Here is a 19,178-nt window from a genome sequence, read left to right on the forward strand (position 1 = left end):
CTGACGAATCACCTGCCATCGAAGTTACAGTGTTCGAACCGACGCATCCGCTGTTCGGCCGCACGTTCCGCGTCATTCGCCGCTCGGTTCATCGTGGCGGGGGCTTCCCGCTTTCGTACGAGGTCGAATATCGAGACGGTGCCAGCCTTTTGATTCCGGTCGCGGCGACCGAACCACGGATGTCGATGGAGAATCGAACGAAGCTGAGCGTCGAGGCACTACACGATCTGACCTCTCTGGTTGAGCAGCTCGAACACGATGCCGATCGATCCAAAAGACCTTTGGGCCACGCTGTCAACGACACTGCAGCGCCAAATCGTCAGCGAGGTCGCCGCGGTGCTGGCGGAGGCAAGTCATGAAATCCGAGCTGATCAAACCGATACACCTGGCGCGACGGGCGGTCGTGTACATCCGGCAATCGACGACCCATCAGGTGGTGACCAACCAAGAGAGTCTGCGATTGCAATACGCGCTTCGCCAACGCGCCATCGAGCTCGGCTGGCCCGAAGCTGGCATCGACGTCATCGACGCTGATCTCGGCATCAGTGGAGCGTCGGCGGCTCAGCGCAGCGGCTTCAAGGAGTTGGTCGGACGTGTTGGGCTCAAAGAGGTTGGTCTGATCCTGTCGATCGACGTGACGCGCCTCGCCCGCAATTGCTCGGATTGGTATCCGCTGCTCGATATCTGCGGGCTGCACGGCTGCCTCATCGCCGACCGTGACGGCGTCTATGACCCTGGCAGCGCGAATGGTCGACTGCTGCTTGGCCTAAAGGGAACGATATCGGAGCTCGAGCTCCATACGATACGTAGTCGATTGACGGCTGGTCTTCTTGCCAAGGCGGAGCGCGGTGAGCTTGCGCTCACCTTACCGATCGGCCTTGTCCGCGATCCGTCTGGCGTCGTCGTCAAGGACCCGAATCTGGAGGTGCAGGAACGGCTCGAGCTGTTGTTCGAGACCTTCCTAAAAGTGCGCACCATTGCCAAGGTCATGCGTGAGTTCAACGACCGTGGTCTGGAGCTGCCGCGCCGCGATCGTCACGGCGATCTGCATTGGGCGCGGGCGACGACATCCGCGGTCGCAGCGATTCTGAAGAATCCTGCCTATGCGGGCGCCTTCGTCTACGGACGGACACGACTGCGCCGACCGTCGGACGGAAGATTGCCGACGAAGGTGCCAAAGCCGATCGAGCAATGGCGGATCATCGTCAAGGACCGCTATCCTCCCTATATCGCCTGGCAAAGCTACGAGAAGATCAGGGGCATCGTCAGCGACAACCGAGCAGAATACATGCGCAACAAGACCAGGGGTGCTCCACGTGAGGGCGAACTACTGCTGCAAGGCATCGCATGGTGCGGAAGATGCGGTCACAAGATGTACGCTCGCTACAAGGGGGGAGCCGAGTACGTCTGCAATCACTTGCATTCGCATCAAGGGCTGCCGGCATGTCAATACATCCGTGCTCGCCGCGTCGACGCCGCCGTGGCGCAAGCGTTCCTCACAGCGCTGGCGCCGGCCGAGATCGACGCATTGTCGTGCGCTCGTCGCGCTCAGCAACAGGCGTACAAAGCAATGCAGAGCGGTGCCGAGCAGCAGCTCGAACGCCGGCGCTATGAAGCAGCGCTCGCCGAACGTCAGTTCAACCGCGTCGATCCTGACAACCGGCTTGTCGCCGCCGAACTCGAGTGCCGTTGGGAGGTGGCTCTGAAGGAGGTCCCAGTGGCAGAGGAGGCCCTGGCCCGTTTGAAGTCTCCCCAGGCTATCGCTCAGATCACCGTCGGCAACAAGGTGCTGAACGACAAAGTCGTCCGCCTCTCCGGCCGTCTGCCTGAGATCTGGACGGACCCGGGCACGACCGACGCGAAACGCAAGGCGCTGCTGCGCTGTCTTATTGACAAGGTGATCCTCGACCGCGGCGAGCACGACGTCGTCAGAATGAGGATCGTCTGGCGCGGCGGAGCCGTCACCGACATCGAGGTAAAGATGCGCGTCAACTCAGTAGCCGATCTTACCCAAGGCGCGGAGATGCGAGAACGCGTGCTTGAGCTCGCCCGCGCCAAGATGCACGACGACGAGATCGCTGCCAAGTTGACGAGCGAAGGACACCGGTCACCAAATTGCCCCGACAAGGTGCTGCCGATCACCGTTCAGCGCATTCGCTTGCACGCCGGCCTCAAGGGGCTTACCGAGCAACGTACACGATGGCGGCATTCAACCGACTTGCTCAGCGCACAGCAACTTGCAGGCGTATTGAACATTCCCGTGAACTGGCTCTACGTCCAGATCAGGCAAGGGCGCCTTTTGATCGATCGTCATCCTTCCGGCGCACATCTGTTCTCCAACACGTCGCGCGTGATTGAGGCTGTTCGAAAACTACGCAATCATGAACTCGATCAGCTCGATCTCAGAATCACTGAGCCTCACGAGGAGGGGCATCAACATGCGTAATCGAGCAGCATCGCGAGCTGCGTCGCACTGAGATGCACAACGCCGTCGCGGATCGGCGGCCAGGTGAAGCGTCCTTCGTGCAACCACTTCGTCACCAGCACCATACCGCTGCCGTCCCACGCCAGAAGCTTCACTCTGTCCATGCGCTTGCTGCGGAACACGAAGACGTCGCCGCAATACGGGTTTGCGCGCAGTGCTTCGCTCACCAGCGCCGACAGCGTGTGCACCGACTTGCGGAAATCGACCGGCTGGGCCGCCAGCACCACCTTGAGGTCGGACCGTAACGCAATCACCGTATGCCCCGAAGCGCCGCCAGCACCGTCGCAAGCGTCGCCAGCTCCACGCCTGGCTCGACGCGGATGCGCGCCCCATTCAACTCGATCTCGACCGCCCCGCAGGGCTTGGCCGGCGGCGCGACGATCTCCAAAGACGCCATCTGTGCCGGCGAAACACGCTCAGACTCGCCAGCTGTCCCGCCACTGCTCTCGGCATCAATTTGGATCGGCACGAAGTTCGGCGCCTTGCCGGCAACCGCCGCCGTAACCTGGCGTCGCCACACCGTGAGCAGCCCGCGGGAAACGCCATTGCGCCGCGCCACCTCGGAGATGTTTGCCTCCGCCTCAAAGCTCTCCGCCACGATCCGGGCCTTCTCCTCGCCCGTCCATCGTCGCCGCCGGCGCTCCCCGGTGATCAACTCGACGCGACGATAAGCGATGGCGAGGTGGGTGCCTCATGCCGGTTACGAAGGAGAAATTCTGCGGTTTTCTCAGGGTCGTCGATCTCGCCCACTCCCTCAAGGAAGTCCCAAGCGATTTGGAGCGAGTTTTCGACTAGTTGGGGTAATGGTTCGGTCATTTGAGTCGAACGCCGCGCAGACCTTGCCGTTCCACTGCTGCTTTATGCGCTCGACCAGACGATCATTATTTGACCGGGCCGGTGTTGTGCCGAAGCCGTGATCGGCATGGCGCGTTTACATCCGCGCCGTGGGCTGTGGACGCGCTACCCGCGCCTTTGAAAGGCGAGGACGGTGACAACGCCCAATAGCGCAGCCCAGACCCAAAGTGCTCAGCGATCATAATATCCGCCCCTCTCTTTACCATTTGGGAAGGCACAAAACGTGCCAAGGACGGTTAGCCGGCATCCAGGTTTTCATGACGGTCCAGCCGATGACGGTGCTAGCCTGTTTTATCCCCCGCCTCAGTAAAGGTCGGTGATCTTACCCTTGCCATCGCAGGCACTGCATTTGACCGGATAGATTTTGCGGCCTTGCTGTGCCGGCTTCTCGACCGGCGGGAAACCCGTTCCCTTGCAGACTGGGCAGATATGCTCTTTGATTTTTGGCTGCATCGTTAGACCTGCGGCCGGCCTCTCAAACAGAATAAAACCAGCGCCCCAGCGCTGGACGACAGGTCACAGCGCCGGGGATCGCTACTCCCAGGGCTGAAGGAAGCGACCGGGAGCTGGAAAGCCGACTCCCGCTGGATCCATTCGTTCCTACGAACAACGATCAGCGAGCTACCCCCTCAGAGGTAAGAAACGATTGCGCGCCTCCGCAGTATTCTACTCGTCAGGATTTTGCACTTTACATCCTGGGGCTAGAGCCAACGCTGCCGGTGTGTATTTTAAGCCGGCAGCGTTGAGCCCTAATCCCCTGAGCTGTTGTGTATGAGCATCCCGATAGATACCCGTGACTATGAGAAGATGTACGGGGTACAACCCATGGGAGACGCCGCTATTGGGCGTTCCGGATTGTGTGCAACACCAGCGTCCACGCGTTCCGTACAGCTACCCCGATGACATATACGGCTGCCTGCGAGGCCGTCAAGAGGCGGGCTGAGGCGCTTGGAGCGGCCAGCATTATCGTAGACGATAACTGACTCGCTTTCTGGGCCAGCGTGCGATTTGAGTTTTGCCTGCCGACGGTCAAGAAGACCGTCCCGGACGGGTCCCCGTGGTACTACGAGCTGAAATAGCAGGCACCACCATGACAGGACCAGGACCAGCCTATTCCGTCTCGTTGAAGACGAGACGATGATCAGGATGATGCTTGCAGAAATGCTCGAGGTGCTTGGTCACACCGTCGCCGCCGAGGCGGGCTATCTCGAACAGGCAATTGAACTGGCGAACCGCACCGAGTTCGATTTTGCCGTCTTGGACATAAATCTTGACGGAAGATTAAGTGCACCGGTGGCCGAGATCCTCAGATCGCGTAAGCTCCCCTTCATCGGTTCAACGTGCGGCTCCAGTCTCTCCGATTGGACTTGGTGCTGCTTGACGCCCGATTCCGGGCGGATCGACCGATCATTCTGAATTTGGGGGAGGGGTGGCTCAGCCACTTATCGCGGATTCTCCAGGTCGGCCAGTTGCGCGGCGGCTTCCTCCGAGAAGGCCTCTGAGACTTTTACCACATCGCCCACTCCTTGGTGTTCAAAGCCGTGGGCCTGCTCCACATCCCAGATCATGTCCGCCGCTCCCAATCGATGCCCGAACAAGGTTAGCTCGGCGGCGCCTGCGATTGCCGCCGACGGTCTGGTGAATTGGTCAAGGCCATCGAAAGGCACCGTGCCAGGACTTTGCGGTTTTCTGGAGTGTTCATCATCGTCGCGTGATTGCCTGGAATCGGTCTGGTATCAATGGCCGCTGCACTCAAAACCCTGTCCCAGCCTCTCATCGGCGAGCTCATCTCTGGAGCTATTGAGCTCTTGTCTAGTCGTGCGCGACAACTTACGGAAGAATCCGTCGCGTAAAACTGATGTACCTCAATTGGCAGCGACGGAGCCCGATATAGCTGCAGCGCCCTTTGAAACTGCTCAATTCTCTCGTACATCAAAGCATCATTGTGATCCGGAGGTATAGCTCCTATTTGATGAGCCTTCTCAAGTAGTTGAGTAATTGAACTGTGCCGTGCAAAGCGCTTTAATAGTTTAAAGTGCTCGTCCTCTAGGGGTTCAAGAGTTTCCAGCACCACTTCGCATACCATCTGGGTGCGCGTCATGCCGGCTGGCTTTGCGGGTAGCGCAACATCAATGAACGCCATAAATGAGACAGTTTCATTGAGGCTCAGTAAGTGCTCGGCTATGGCGTAAGCCAATATTCCGCCTGATGAGTATCCAGCAAATCGATATGGACCCCGGGACCGTATCTCCCTGATCGCCGGAATGACTTGCGAGGCTATCGCTTCAAGAGTTGGTGAACAAACTTCACTGAAAGAAGGCCACGGTAGACCATAGATTGGACAGTCCGCGTCCATTTCCTCCACCAAGTTGAGGATATAGGAACAATCTCCTAAGCCTGTGGGAACAAAGAACAGTGGCGGCTGCGATCCGGTTGCGCGAACACAAATCACTCCCGGACTACTGGGCTGTGGCTCCAAATGAACCTTCAATGCAAGTTCCTTCAGAACAGGAGCTTGGAAGAGATCGGCGGCGGTAAACTTGAACCCGGCATCGAGCGCTCGACTGAGAAGCCGCACCGCTAGCAGTGAGTGCCCGCCCAGTTCGAAGAAGTCGTCGTGGCGCCCGACCCGCTCAACACCCAGAAGCTCGGCCCAGATCTGTGCCAGCGTGATCTCGATCTCGCCTTGCGGCGGCTCATAGGCGCGATGCGCATACGCCTCATCGTCCGGCGCAGCCAGCGCCTTGCGGTCGAGCTTGCCGTTCACCGTCAGCGGCAGCGCCGCCAGCCGCACGAACGCCGATGGCACCATGTACTCCGGCAGGTGTGCACTTATGTGGGCGCGCAAGGCGCCGGCAAGCTCGCTTCCCTCCAGCCCGTTCGAAGCTGCTTCCGGCGCGCACACCACATAGGCGACAAGGCGCTGCTCGCCGCCGGGGCCCTCGTGCGCCACCACCACCGCCTCGCGCACGAACGGGTGCTCGCAAAGCCGCGCCGCGATCTCGCCCGGCTCGATCCGGAAGCCGCGGATCTTCACCTGGTCGTCGTTGCGGCCCAAAAACTCCAGATTGCCGTCCGGCAGATAGCGCGCCAGATCGCCGGTGCGGTACAGCCGGTCGCCGTCCACAAAGGGACTGGCGATGAACCGCTCCGCCGTCAGCTCGGGCCGGTTCAGATAACCGCGCGCCACCCCCGCCCCGCCAATGCAGAGCTCCCCCACCGCACCGAACGGCACCAGCCCGCCATGATCATCCAGCAGATACACGCGCGTGTTCGCAATCGGGCGGCCAATCCGGACAATGGCCCCATCAAACCCATCGGGGCAACTCCAGGTCGCCGCACAAACTGTTGCTTCGGTAGGTCCATAAGCATTGATAATGGATGCTGGAGCCAGACTCCGGATGAGTTCTGCCTTCGGCAGCTCTCCAGCAAGAATGAGAACTTGCGATCCCAAGCCTTCCAGCTTCTGGCTTCCCTGAAGCAAGGCTGGAGGCAGCGTCGCGTGCGTGATGGCTTCGCTTCGCAGATAATCCGATAGCTTGTTACTCGCTTGACGGAGCTCATCCGCAGGCAAATGCAATGCGGCTCCCGAACCAAACGCCATAACAAGCTCCGAGGCGCTTGCATCAAAACCGAAGGAGGCGAACTGCACCACGCGGCTGTTGCAACAAACGCCAAAAAGCCCGATCTGAGCCAAGCTGAGATTGACCAAGCCGCGATGCTCGACCATGACCCCCTTGGGGGTGCCTGTTGATCCGGAGGTGTAGATCACATAGGCGAGATGGCGCGAGGTCAGGCCAAGCGCACGCGGGTCCGGATCCGACGCCGGCAGATTTGCCCATTCCGGCATCGTCGCCAGATCCACCACCGTCAGATCGCGTAGCGCATCGTCGCCCAGCGCCGATCGCCCCGCTGCATCGGCCAGCAGCACTCGCGGCGCCGCATCCTCAAGCACCTGGTGCAGCCGCGCCGACGGATAGGCCGGATCCAGCGGCAGATAGGCGCCCCCCGCCTTGAGGATCGCCAAAAGCCCGACCACCATCGCCACGCTGCGCGCAACGCAGATCGCCACCGGCTGGTCCGGCCTGACCCCGAGGGCGATCAGATGATGCGCCAGCTGGTTGGCGTGCGCATTGAGCTCGCCATAGCTCAGGCGCTCGTCCCCGCAGACCACCGCCACCGCGTCCGGCGCCTGGCGCACCTGCGCCTCAAACAGCTCATGGATGCACTGCTGCTCAGGATACGTCACCGCCGTCCGGTTCAGCTCCTCCAGCAGATAGGCGCGCTCGTCAGGCGGCAGCAGCTCAATCCGCCCGACCGCTTGCTGCGCATCGGCAACCATCGCCCGCAGCAGCGCCAGCAGATAGTCCCGCTGCCGCTCGATGGTCGCGCGATCAAACAGCGCCGTGGCATAGCCCAGCGTCCCGGCGATCACCTCACCCTGCTCACCAAGGCTCAGCTCCAGATCGAACTTGACCTGATCGAAGCCGTCTGCCGCCGCCTCCACACGCAGCCCAGGAAGGTCGAACGTCCCAGCGGCGTTGTTCTGCCAGGCCAGCATCACCTGGAACAACGGCGTGTGATCAAGAGCCCGGGGCGGCTGCACGATCTCCACCACCTGCTCGAACGGCAGGTCCTGATGCTCCTGCGCAGCCAGTACCGTGCGCCGCGTCCGCTCCAACAGCTCCGACACGCTCGGCTCGCCCGACAGGTCCAGCCGCAGCGCCAGCGTGTTGACGAAGAAGCCGATCAGCTCTTCGATCTCGCGGTGCCCGCGATTGGCGCTCGGCACGCCAATCACAAGATCGTCCTGTCCCGACAGACGCGACAGCACCGCAGCCCACCCCGCCAGCACCGTCATGAACAACGTCGCGCCTTGCTGCAGGCCCAGCCGCTTCAGCTCCCGCGTCAGCTCCGCATCAATGACGATCGGGACCGTCGCCCCCGCAAACGACTGCTGCGCCGGCCGCGGCCGGTCCGTCGGCAGCGCCAGACGGGCCGGCGCGCCGGACAGATTGCTGCGCCAATACTGCGCCTGGCTCTGCAGCCGCGCGCCCGACAGCCACTGTCGTTGCCAGGCGGCATAGTCCGGATACTGGATTGCAAGCGGCGGCAGCGGATCGCCTTCTCCGGCCACGAACGCCCGGTACAGCTGACTGAGTTCACGCGCCAAAACGCCCAGCGACCAGCCATCCGAGACAATGTGATGCTGCGTCAGCAGCAAGACGTGCTCCTCATCCGAGATCCGGATCAGCCGGCCGCGGATCAACGGGCCGCGCGCCAGGTCGAACGGCGTGCGCGCTTCCTCCTGGCACAGCTCCGACAGCGCGGCATCCGCATCCAGCCTCCCCCGCAGATCGTGCTCCACAACCGGCAGCCCCGCCTCCTCCGGCAGCAGCTCCACCCAGGGCTTGCCCTCCGGCGCGACAAACACGCTGCGCAGCGCCTCATGGCGCGCCAACACACGGTCCAGGCTAAGCTGCCAGGCGCTGCGGTCGAGCCCACCCTTGAGCCGCCACCCGAGTGGAATGTGATAGTTCGTGCTGCTCTGATCCAGCTGCGCCAAAAACCACAGCCGCTGCTGCGCAAACGACAGCACAAGCGGCGCTTCACGCGACACCGGCGCAATGGCTGGCAGGTCTTGCGCGCCGGAGCGGCTCAACTCATCCATGATACTCGCGGCCAGATCGGCCAGCACCGGTTTGGCAAACAGCGTGGTCAGCGGCAGTGTGAAGCCAATGGCCTGCGAGACCCGGCTCAACAGCTGCACCGCCAGCAGCGAGTGCCCGCCGAGCGCAAAGAAGTGGTCGTGGCGTCCGACCCGCTCAACACCCAGAAGCTCGGCCCAGATCTGTGCCAGCGTGATCTCGATCTCGCCTTGCGGCGGCTCATAGGCGCGATGCGCATACGCCTCATCGTCCGGCGCAGCCAGCGCCTTGCGGTCCAGCTTGCCGTTCACCGTCAGCGGCAGCGCCGCCAGCCGCACGAACGCCGATGGCACCATGTACTCCGGCAGGTGTGCACTTATGTGGGCGCGCAAGGCGCCGGCAAGCTCGCTTCCCTCCAGCCCGTTCGAAGCTGCTTCCGGCGCGCACACCACATAGGCGACAAGACGCTGCTCGCCGCCGGGGCCCTCGTGCGCCACCACCACCGCCTCGCGCACGAACGGGTGCTCGCAAAGCCGCGCCGCGATCTCGCCCGGCTCGATCCGGAAGCCGCGGATCTTCACCTGGTCGTCGTTGCGGCCCAAAAACTCCAGATTGCCGTCCGGCAGATAGCGCGCCAGATCGCCGGTGCGGTACAGCCGGTCGCCGTCCACAAAGGGACTGGCGATGAACCGCTCCGCCGTCAGCTCGGGCCGGTTCAGGTAGCCCCGCGCCACCCCCGCCCCGCCGATGCAGAGCTCCCCCACCGCACCGAACGGAACCGGCGCACCATGATCATCCAGCAGATACACGCGCGTGTTCGCAATCGGATGGCCGATCGGGACAATAGCGCCATCAAACTCATCCGGACAACTCCACGCTGTCACGTCGATCGCAGCTTCCGTCGGACCGTAGAGATTGTGCAGGCCCGTCCAAGGCAAGAGGCGCCGAACCCTATGCACACTGGCGGCAGGGAGCACCTCGCCGCTGCATAAAACTCGTCGCAGCGACGTGCAGCGGTCAACACTCTTCGCATCCATAAAACTGACCAGCATGGATGGCACGAAGTGAACCGTCGTGATGCGCTGGCTGATGATCAAGTCGACCAATGCAGCGGGATCTCCTTGCGTACCCGGAGGCGCCAGCACCAGGGTCGCCCCTTCAAACAAGGTCCAGAAGAACTCCCAGGCCGAGACATCGAAGCCAAATGGCGTCTTCTGCAACACGACATCAGTTGCCTTGAGACCATAGGCGTTTTGCATCCAAATCAAGCGATTGACGATAGCCCGATGCTCATTCTGTGCCCCCTTGGGCGTGCCTGTGGATCCGGAGGTGTAGATCACATAGGCGAGATGGCGCGAGGTCAGGCCAAGCGCACGCGGGTCCGGATCCGACGCCGGCAGATTTGCCCATTCCGGCATCGTCGCCAGATCCACCACCGTCAGATCGCGTAGCGCATCGTCGCCCAGCGCCGATCGCCCCGCTGCATCGGCCAGCAGCACTCGCGGCGCCGCATCGTCGAGAACCTGGTGCAGCCGCGCCGGCGGATAGGCCGGGTCCAGCGGCAGATAGGCGCCCCCCGCCTTGAGGATCGCCAAAAGCCCGACCACCATCGCCACGCTGCGCGCAACGCAGATCGCCACCGGCTGGTCCGGCCTGACCCCGAGCCCGATCAGATGATGCGCCAGGCGGTTGGCCCGCGCATTGAGCTCGCGATAGCTTAGCCGCTCCTCCTCATGGACCACCGCCACCGCGTCCGGCGCACGGCGAACCTGTGCCTCGAACAGCTCGTGGATGCACACGTCCGACGGATAGGCCGCCGCCGTCCGGTTCAGCTCCTCCAGCAGATAGGCGCGCTCGGCGGCTGGCAGGATGTCCAGCTCGCGCACCGGCGTGCTCGGCGCCCGCTCCAGCGCCTCCGACAGCTGCTCGAGCGCCCGCTGCATGTAGCCGCAGATCCGATCCGCAGAGATAGGCTCCGCCACCTGCACCGTCAGACCGAGCGCCTCGCCAAAATCCTCCACCGACAAGGTCAGCGGATAATTGGTGCGCTCCTCCTCGCCCAGCCATTCCACGCCCACCAGACTGTCATCGGTTGCGGTGGCGACCGCCGCGGTGTTGTGGCGGTAGTTCAACAGCGAACTGAACAGCGGCGCCGGCGCCGCAACGCCGCTGCAGCGCTGCGCCAGCGCCAGCGAGGCATGCTCGTGCGCCAAAAGCTCGACCAGCCGGGCATGCGTGGTTCGCACGCTCGCCTCGACCGCGGTCCCATCAAGATCAAGCCGCAGCGGCAGGGTATTGATGAACAGCCCCATCGCGCGGTCGCCACCCGCACCCCCATGCATGCGGCCGAACAGCACCGTGCCGAACACCACCTGCTCGCGCCCGCTGCTGCGCGCCACCACCTGACCCCAGGCCAGATGGCACAGGCTCGCCAGGCTCACCCCCAGCCGTCGCGCCTGGCTGCGCAGCCGCGCGTTCAGCTGCTGCGGCAGCATCCGCTGCGCCTCTCGAACCCCGCTGCCGTCGCCGCGCACCTCGCGCAAGCCGAACGGCGTGCTCGGCTCGTCGATGTCTGCCAGCCCCCCCCGGAAGAACGCTTCATGCGCCTTTGCATCAACGCCCAGGCGCGCCTGCGCCACCAGATTTAGATTGCGGAACGGCTGTGGCGCGCTCAGCTCATGCGCCCGGCCCTCCAGCACAGCCTGGACCTCGGCACGCATCACCTCCAGTGTCGTGTGATCCCCGATCAGATGATGCTGCAGCTCCAACAGCAGCCAGCGCGCGCTGCCGGGCTCGCGCGCGATCACAAACCGCAACAACGGCGCTCGGCCAAGATCGATGCGGTGCTGGCGCGGATCAAACCGATCCTTAAGCTGCGCGGCGCCAGGACCAGCAGACCCGTCCAGCTCGACCTCGCTCACCTCCAGCGGCGCGTTCCGCCACACCACCTGGGCCGGGCGCGACAGCCCCTCCCAGACGAACGAGGTGCGCAGAATGTCGTGCCGGTCCACCACCCGCTGGACCGCAGCAAGATAACGGTCCAACACGCCACGGTCGGCAAACGCCATCTGCGATACCAGCAGGTACGGATCGCCCTTTGTCGCCAACAGATGATGGAACAGGATGCCGTCCTGCAGCGGCGACAAGCCATAAATGTCCTGGATGTTGCCGACCCCGCCGGGCACTGTGGCGATGATCCGGTCGATCTCGCCCTGCGCCAGCTCAATGAGCGGCAACATCTCTGGCGTGATCGCCGTACTCTGTTCGGTGATCCGATTGGCCGGGACCGCCACCTCCTGATGACTGCCCAGGCTTGCGGCCTGATCGGCCAGCACCGGCCTGGCGAACAGCGTGCGCACCTCAACCCCCAGCGACCGCCGCCGCAAACGCTCGATCAGTTGCACCGCCAGCAGCGAGTGCCCGCCGAGCGCAAAGAAGTGGTCGTGGCGTCCGACCCGCTCAACACCCAGAAGCTCGGCCCAGATCTGTGCCAGCGTGATCTCGATCTCGCCTTGCGGCGGCTCATAGGCGCGATGCGCATACGCCTCATCGTCCGGCGCAGCCAGCGCCTTGCGGTCGAGCTTGCCGTTCACCGTCAGCGGCAGCGCCGCCAGCCGCACGAACGCCGATGGCACCATGTACTCCGGCAGGTGTGCACTTATGTGGGCGCGCAAGGCGCCGGCAAGCTCGCTTCCCTCCAGCCCGTTCGAAGCTGCTTCCGGTGCGCACACCACATAGGCGACAAGACGCTGCTCGCCGCCGGGGCCCTCGTGCGCCACCACCACCGCCTCGCGCACGAACGGGTGCTCGCAAAGCCGCGCCGCGATCTCGCCCGGCTCGATCCGGAAGCCGCGGATCTTCACCTGGTCGTCGTTGCGGCCCAAAAACTCCAGATTGCCGTCCGGCAGATAGCGCGCCAGATCGCCGGTGCGGTACAGCCGGTCGCCGTCCACAAAGGGACTGGCGATGAACCGCTCCGCCGTCAGCTCGGGCCGGTTCAGGTAGCCGCGCGCCACCCCCGCCCCGCCAATGCAGAACTCCCCCACCGCACCGAACGGAACCGGCCCGCCGTGATCATCCAGCAGATACGCGCGCGTGTTCGCAATCGGACGGCCAATCGTCTCAACGACAACGTCCCCCCTTCGCACGCAGATCCAGGTTGAGTACGTGGTGGTTTCAGAAGGCGCGTACAGATTACAAATCTTCTGGACCCGGCTGCTCGCGAAGATCTTCTCGATCAGTTCCGCCGTCAGCCACTCGCCCGCCAAATTGACGACGCTGGCCGAAGCCGGCACTGCTTTCCTGTCGACCAGAGCGGCAATCGCCGAGGGCACTGTGTTGATCAAAGAGATATCCAAAGACCTCTCGGCCAGCGCCAGCGCATTCTCGACAAGGTAAAGCGTGCTTCCTTGCGAAAGCGGAACGAAGCACTCATAGACGGACAGATCAAAACTGATCGAGGTGGCAAACAGCGTGCGGCTGATCTCTGATGCCGTAAACACGTCGCTGCTCCAATGCAGCAGGTTCACCGTGCTCGCATGCTCAATCATGACGCCCTTGGGCGCTCCGGTGGATCCGGAGGTGTAGATCACATAGGCGAGATGGCGCGAGGTCAGCCCAAGCGCACGCGGGTCCGGATCCGACGCCGGCAGATTTGCCCATTCCGGCATCGTCGCCAGATCCACCACCGTCAGATCGCGTAGCGCATCGTCGCCCAGCGCCGATCGCCCGGCCGCATCGGCCAGCAACAGGTGGGGCGCCGCATCCTCAAGCACCTGGTGCAGCCGCGCCGACGGATAGGCCGGATCCAGCGGCAGATAGGCGCCCCCCGCCTTGAGGATCGCCAAAAGCCCGACCACCATCGCCACGCTGCGCGCAACGCAGATCGCCACCGGCTGGTCCGGCCTGACCCCGAGCCCGATCAGATGATGCGCCAGGCGGTTGGCCCGCGCATTGAGCTCGCGATAGCTTAGCCGCTCCTCCTCATGGACCACCGCCACCGCGTCCGGCGCTTTTTGCACCTGCGCCTCAAACAGCTCATGGATGCACTGCTGCTCAGGATACGTCACCGCCGTCCGGTTCAGTTCCGCCAGCAGATAGGCGCGCTCGGCGGCTGGCAAGATGTCCAGCTCGCGCACCGGCGTGCTCGGCGCCCGCTCCAGCGCCTCCGACAGCTGCTCGAGCGCCCGCTGCATGTAGCCGCAGACCCGATCCGCCGAGATAGGCTCCGCCACCTGCGCCGTCAGCCCCAGCGCCTCGCCAAAATCCTCCACCGACAAGGTCAGCGGATAATTGGTGCGCTCCTCCTCGCCCAGCCATTCCACGCCCACCAGACTGTGATCGGTTGCGGTGGCGACCGCCGCGGTGTTGTGGCGGTAGTTCAACAGCGAACTGAACAGCGGCGCCGGCGCCGCAACGCCGCTGCAGCGCTGCGCCAGCGCCAGCGAGGCATGCTCGTGCGCCAAAAGCTCGACCAGCCGGGCATGCGTGGTTCGCACGCTCGCCTCGACCGCGGTCCCATCAAGATCAAGCCGCAGCGGCAGGGTATTGATGAACAGCCCCATCGCGCGGTCGCCACCCGCACCCCCATGCATGCGGCCGAACAGCACCGTGCCGAACACCACCTGCTCGCGCCCGCTGCTGCGCGCCACCACCTGACCCCAGGCCAGATGGCACAGGCTCGCCAGGCTCACCCCCAGCCGTCGCGCCTGGCTGCGCAGCCGCGCGTTCAGCTGCTGCGGCAGCATCCGCTGCGCCTCTCGAACCCCGCTGCCGTCGCCGCGCACCTCGCGCAAGCCGAACGGCGTGCTCGGCTCGTCGATATCGGCGAGCAGCTCCCGGAAGAACGCTTCATCCGCCTTGGCATCACCGCCGAGATGCGCCTGTGCCACCAGATTGCGGAACGGCTGCGGCGCCGTCAGCTCATGCGCCCGGCCCTCCAGCACAGCCTGGACCTCGGCACGCATCACCTCCAGTGTCGTGTGATCCCCGATCAGATGATGCTGCAGCTCCAACAGCAGCCAGCGCGCGCTGCCGGGCTCGCGCGCGATCACAAACCGCAACAACGGCGCTCGGCCAAGATCGATGCGGTGCTGGCGCGGATCAAACCGATCCTTAAGCTGCGCGGCGCCAGGACCAGCAGACCCGTCCAGCTCGACCTCGCTCACCTCCAGCGGCGCGTTCCGCCACACCACCTGGGCCGGGCGCGACAGGCCCTCCCAGACGAACGAGGTGCGCAGAATGTCGTGCCGGTCCACCACCCGCTGGACCGCAGCAAGATAACGGTCCAACACGCCACGGTCGGCAAACGCCATCTGCGATACCAGCAGGTACGGATCGCCCTTTGTCGCCAACAGATGATGGAACAGGATGCCGTCCTGCAGCGGCGACAAGCCATAAATGTCCTGGATGTTGCCGACCCCGCCGGGCACTGTGGCGATGATCCGGTCGATCTCGCCCTGCGCCAGCTCAATGAGCGGCAACATCTCTGGCGTGATCGCCGTACTCTGTTCGGTGATCCGATTGGCCGGGACCGCCACCTCCTGATAACTGCCCAGGCTTGCGGCCTGATCGGCCAGCACCGGCCTGGCGAACAGCGTGCGCACCTCAACCCCCAGCGACCGCCGCCGCAAACGCTCGATCAGTTGCACCGCCAGCAGCGAGTGCCCGCCGAGCGCAAAGAAGTGGTCGTGGCGTCCGACCCGCTCAACACCCAGAAGCTCGGCCCAGATCTGTGCCAGCGTGATCTCGATCTCGCCTTGCGGCGGCTCATAGGCGCGATGCGCATACGCCTCATCGTCCGGCGCAGCCAGCGCCTTGCGGTCGAGCTTGCCGTTCACCGTCAGCGGCAGCGCCGCCAGCCGCACGAACGCCGATGGCACCATGTACTCCGGCAGGTGTGCACTTATGTGGGCGCGCAAGGCGCCGGCAAGCTCGCTTCCCTCCAGCCCGTTCGAAGCTGCTTCCGGTGCGCACACCACATAGGCGACAAGACGCTGCTCGCCGCCGGGGCCCTCGTGCGCCACCACCACCGCCTCGCGCACGAACGGGTGCTCGCAAAGCCGCGCCGCGATCTCGCCCGGCTCGATCCGGAAGCCGCGGATCTTCACCTGGTCGTCGTTGCGGCCCAAAAACTCCAGATTGCCGTCCGGCAGATAGCGCGCCAGATCGCCGGTGCGGTACAGCCGGTCGCCGTCCACAAAGGGACTGGCGATGAACCGCTCCGCCGTCAGCTCGGGCCGGTTCAGGTAGCCGCGCGCCACCCCCGCCCCGCCAATGCAGAGCTCCCCCACCGCACCGAACGGAACCGGCGCACCATGACCGTCAAGCAGATAGACCACCGAATTCCGGATTGGTCGTCCCAGTGGCACCCGTTGCTGGCCATCGAAGCCAGCAGGCACCGGGTAGCAGAGACTGAAGGTGGTGTTCTCGGTCGGGCCGTAGCCATTTGAGATTCGCAGCGTCGGATGTCGCTTCTGACATGCTCTGATGGAACTGGCTGAGACCTCTTCGCCCCCGACCAGCAGTTGCTGCAGCCCACTGGTGCTCCGCCCCTCCCCGACATAGACGTCGAACAACCGCGCAGTCATCCAAGCGATAGTGATGCCTTGGTCTTGGATGATCCGGGCCAGCGTTGCCGTCGAGAGATAGCGTTCAGGATAGAGCACAACACTGGCGCCGTTCGCCAAGGCTCCCCAGACTTCGAACGTGGTCGCATCGAATGTCGGCGAGGAAGCGTTGAGAAAAACGTCCTGCGGCGAGATCTCGACGAAATCGTTCTCCGCCACCAGACGCACCACTCCGCGATGCTCGACCATGACCCCCTTGGGGGTGCCTGTTGATCCCGAGGTGTAGATCACATAGGCGAGATGGCGTGAGGTGAGGCCAAGCGCACGCGGGTCCGGATCCGACGCCGGCAGATTTGCCCATTCCGGCATCGTCGCCAGATCCACCACCGTCAGATCGCGTAGCGCATCGTCGCCCAGCGCCGATCGCCCCGCTGCATCGGCCAGCAGCACTCGCGGCGCCGCATCGTCGAGAACCTGCCGCAGCCGCGCCGGCGGATAGGCCGGGTCCAGCGGCAGGTACGCCCCGCCCGCCTTGAGGATCGCCAAAAGCCCGACCACCATCGCCACGCTGCGCGCAACGCAGATCGCCACCGGCTGGTCCGGCCTGACCCCGAGCCCGATCAGATGATGCGCCAGGCGGTTGGCCCGCGCATTGAGCTCGCGATAGCTTAGCCGCTCCTCCTCATGGACCACCGCCACCGCGTCCGGCGCACGGCGAACCTGTGCCTCGAACAGCTCGTGGATGCACACGTCCGACGGATAGGCCGCCGCCGTCCGGTTCAGCTCCTCCAGCAGATAGGCGCGCTCGGCGGATGACAAGAGTTCAATCTGCCCCACCGGCTGCCGCGGATCTGCCTTCACAGCACATAGCAAATTTTGCAAATGCTGGGTCATACGGTCGATATGCTTGGGCTCCAAGCGACTTGCATCAAAGTGCCATCGAAAGCTCCCATCTAGAGCGCAAACCTCAAATGTTAACGCCTCCCCGGGCAGGGCTGCCTCAGAAGTCGGGCTCAAAGCTAGGTCACCAGTGGCAGACTCGCCACTTACAGTAAGCATAACGCCAACCGGCCAGGGGCGGCGCAATCGTAACGCCTCCATACCGAGCAACGTTGGGCAGCGCGCGATAAGATCTCGCGCGAAGCTATCCTGCTCCTTCAGCTGAGCGAATTCGGCCGCCACCACCGTGCGCGCCTCTGCAAAATCATTGTCGAGATCGATGGTAATTGCCATCGGCACAACAGAAGCGACAAGCACCTCGAGCGCTTTCAAGCCCGCTCGCGATCCACTCGGCGCGGGAGTCCATCCCAATTGAAGCTCTAATTCTCCCGTGATGCGGGCTAGGTAGATCAGCCAAGCCGTTAGCAAGAATTCCGTGCGATTACTGGGAGACAGCTCAGCCAAAGCACCTGGAATTCGCCATGAACTCAACTGCCATTGAGGTGCAGCCAAAGCTACTGAAGACGACAAAAAGAAAAGCTGGGATGTTTTGAACTGTTCAAGCCGCCGTCGCCAAAAACTCTCACGAGGCGCCAACATTTCATGCGCAACCGTTATGCTCCGCGCCTCGTCATCGCTCAGAATCGGGAGGCGGTCGCCTACATGGGAATCAGAACGCCTCGCGAGTGCCCGCGCATCCAGAGCCCTACCATCCAAGCTGCTAAGCCAAACATCAACATCCTCTGTCCCTGTCGCCACACGCCAGTGGCTGGGGTGGATCTCAACTAGAGACCCCGCAGCAAAGTCCGAGCGCTGAGCCGTCACCTCCAAGCGCCTGACGACGACAACGTCATCGCCTACGAGAGCCTTGGACAACCCCAATGGATTGGTATGATACGGGCCAAAGTTTAAGGCGCGCATCATCGCTTCCAGATCTTGTGCGGATCGATCCCATCGCAGACAGCCCGCAGCATCTGGGCGTCGACCTTTCGGGAAAAAGCTTCGGTCCGCTAGCGCTTGCGGACGAGCACTAAGCTCTCCATTTGTTAAGCCAGTTAGAAGCTCGCGGAAGCCATCGATAGCAGCCTCATAACATTTGAGATTCAGCGTCAGCGCAGTATCGCTCGTCGCAATCAACACTTGGCGTTGGACGACCAGCTCACCAGTATCAACACCGTGATCGTTACGATGCCACGTGATGCCATGTTCGGTCTCTCGGGCAAGAAGCGCCCAAGACGTCGCATGAGTTCCGGCATATCGCGGCAAAGGACCGTCGTGGTAATTGAAAGCGCCTCTACGTGCTTTCCCAAACACATCTGCTGGCAATATGAACGGATTGGCAACGGAAAATATCCACTCGACTGGCTCGGCGTTGAGCAGCGCAGATAGCTCTTCAATGCTCGTCACACACAAGATATCGGCGAGAGCGGCCCAATCGCGGAATATGGCGTCGGCACACAGCGCCGCCCGGATCACGTGGCCCATCTCCATCACTAGCTGAGCACATCTAATAGCTAGCGTACCACCACCAACAAGGATGCAAGAGCCAACCGGTGTAGCAAGTTTCATCTGAACTCTTAGACAGGGACTACGATGAAGGCCGTAACGGATCACCCCGCATTTCAAGCAATCGACATGCCAATGACGTACTGCGAGCGTTTCCTGAAGAGACAACGCGCGCCT

The 19,178-nt window shown here is 63.2% G+C and carries 7 protein-coding genes; 3 read left to right on the top strand and 4 right to left on the bottom strand.

The window, feature by feature from the left end; genetic code table 11:
• Positions 1-29: 29 nt before the first annotated feature.
• Both ACOIX3_RS29345 and ACOIX3_RS29350 read left to right on the top strand, forming a co-directional pair.
• On the top strand, positions 30-359 hold the full coding sequence (locus ACOIX3_RS29345; protein WP_035696893.1) for a hypothetical protein: 330 nt from the start codon (positions 30-32) through the stop codon (positions 357-359).
• A complete protein-coding gene (locus ACOIX3_RS29350) occupies positions 356-2,446 on the top strand; it encodes a recombinase family protein (RefSeq protein ID WP_420965451.1) in 2,091 nt (696 codons plus the stop codon). The genes ACOIX3_RS29345 and ACOIX3_RS29350 overlap by 4 nt, the downstream gene beginning before the upstream one ends.
• Here ACOIX3_RS29350 and tnpB read toward each other — a convergent pair.
• Positions 2,434-2,739 carry an IS66 family insertion sequence element accessory protein TnpB gene (gene tnpB, locus ACOIX3_RS29355; RefSeq protein ID WP_420965453.1) on the bottom strand — a complete coding sequence of 102 codons (306 nt, stop codon included), beginning with the start codon at positions 2,737-2,739 and terminating at the stop codon, positions 2,434-2,436. The two genes, ACOIX3_RS29350 and tnpB, sit on opposite strands and share 13 nt — an antisense overlap.
• Complete coding sequence (locus tag ACOIX3_RS29360; RefSeq protein ID WP_420965454.1) at positions 2,736-3,083, bottom strand: transposase; 348 nt, start codon at positions 3,081-3,083, stop codon at positions 2,736-2,738. The genes tnpB and ACOIX3_RS29360 overlap by 4 nt, the downstream gene beginning before the upstream one ends.
• A gap of 1,394 nt (positions 3,084-4,477) precedes the next feature.
• Between ACOIX3_RS29360 and ACOIX3_RS29365 the strand changes: the two genes are divergently transcribed.
• Entirely contained in the window at positions 4,478-4,756 is a 279-nt protein-coding gene (locus ACOIX3_RS29365) for a hypothetical protein (RefSeq protein ID WP_420965455.1), read from the top strand.
• 26 nt (positions 4,757-4,782) lie between these two features.
• Here the strand turns inward: ACOIX3_RS29365 and ACOIX3_RS29370 are convergent, their stop codons facing one another.
• Both ACOIX3_RS29370 and ACOIX3_RS29375 read right to left on the bottom strand, forming a co-directional pair.
• Entirely contained in the window at positions 4,783-4,908 is a 126-nt protein-coding gene (locus tag ACOIX3_RS29370) for a hypothetical protein (RefSeq protein ID WP_420965457.1), read from the bottom strand.
• Between the two features lie 32 nt (positions 4,909-4,940).
• Complete coding sequence (locus tag ACOIX3_RS29375; RefSeq protein ID WP_420965458.1) at positions 4,941-18,980, bottom strand: amino acid adenylation domain-containing protein; 14,040 nt, start codon at positions 18,978-18,980, stop codon at positions 4,941-4,943.
• Between the last annotated feature and the right edge of the window lie 198 nt (positions 18,981-19,178).

It is taken from the genome of Bradyrhizobium sp. B120, assembly GCF_049075665.1.
Taxonomy (GTDB): Bacteria; Pseudomonadota; Alphaproteobacteria; order Rhizobiales; family Xanthobacteraceae; genus Bradyrhizobium.

Coding starts and splice junctions, on each gene's coding strand:
- ACOIX3_RS29365 (WP_420965455.1), top strand. CDS start 4,478: ATGATCAGGATGATGCTTGCAGAAATGCTCGAGGTGCTTGGTCACACC.
- ACOIX3_RS29375 (WP_420965458.1), bottom strand. CDS start 18,980: ATGGGCCACGTGATCCGGGCGGCGCTGTGTGCCGACGCCATATTCCGC.
- ACOIX3_RS29350 (WP_420965451.1), top strand. CDS start 356: ATGAAATCCGAGCTGATCAAACCGATACACCTGGCGCGACGGGCGGTC.
- ACOIX3_RS29370 (WP_420965457.1), bottom strand. CDS start 4,908: ATGATCTGGGATGTGGAGCAGGCCCACGGCTTTGAACACCAAGGAGTG.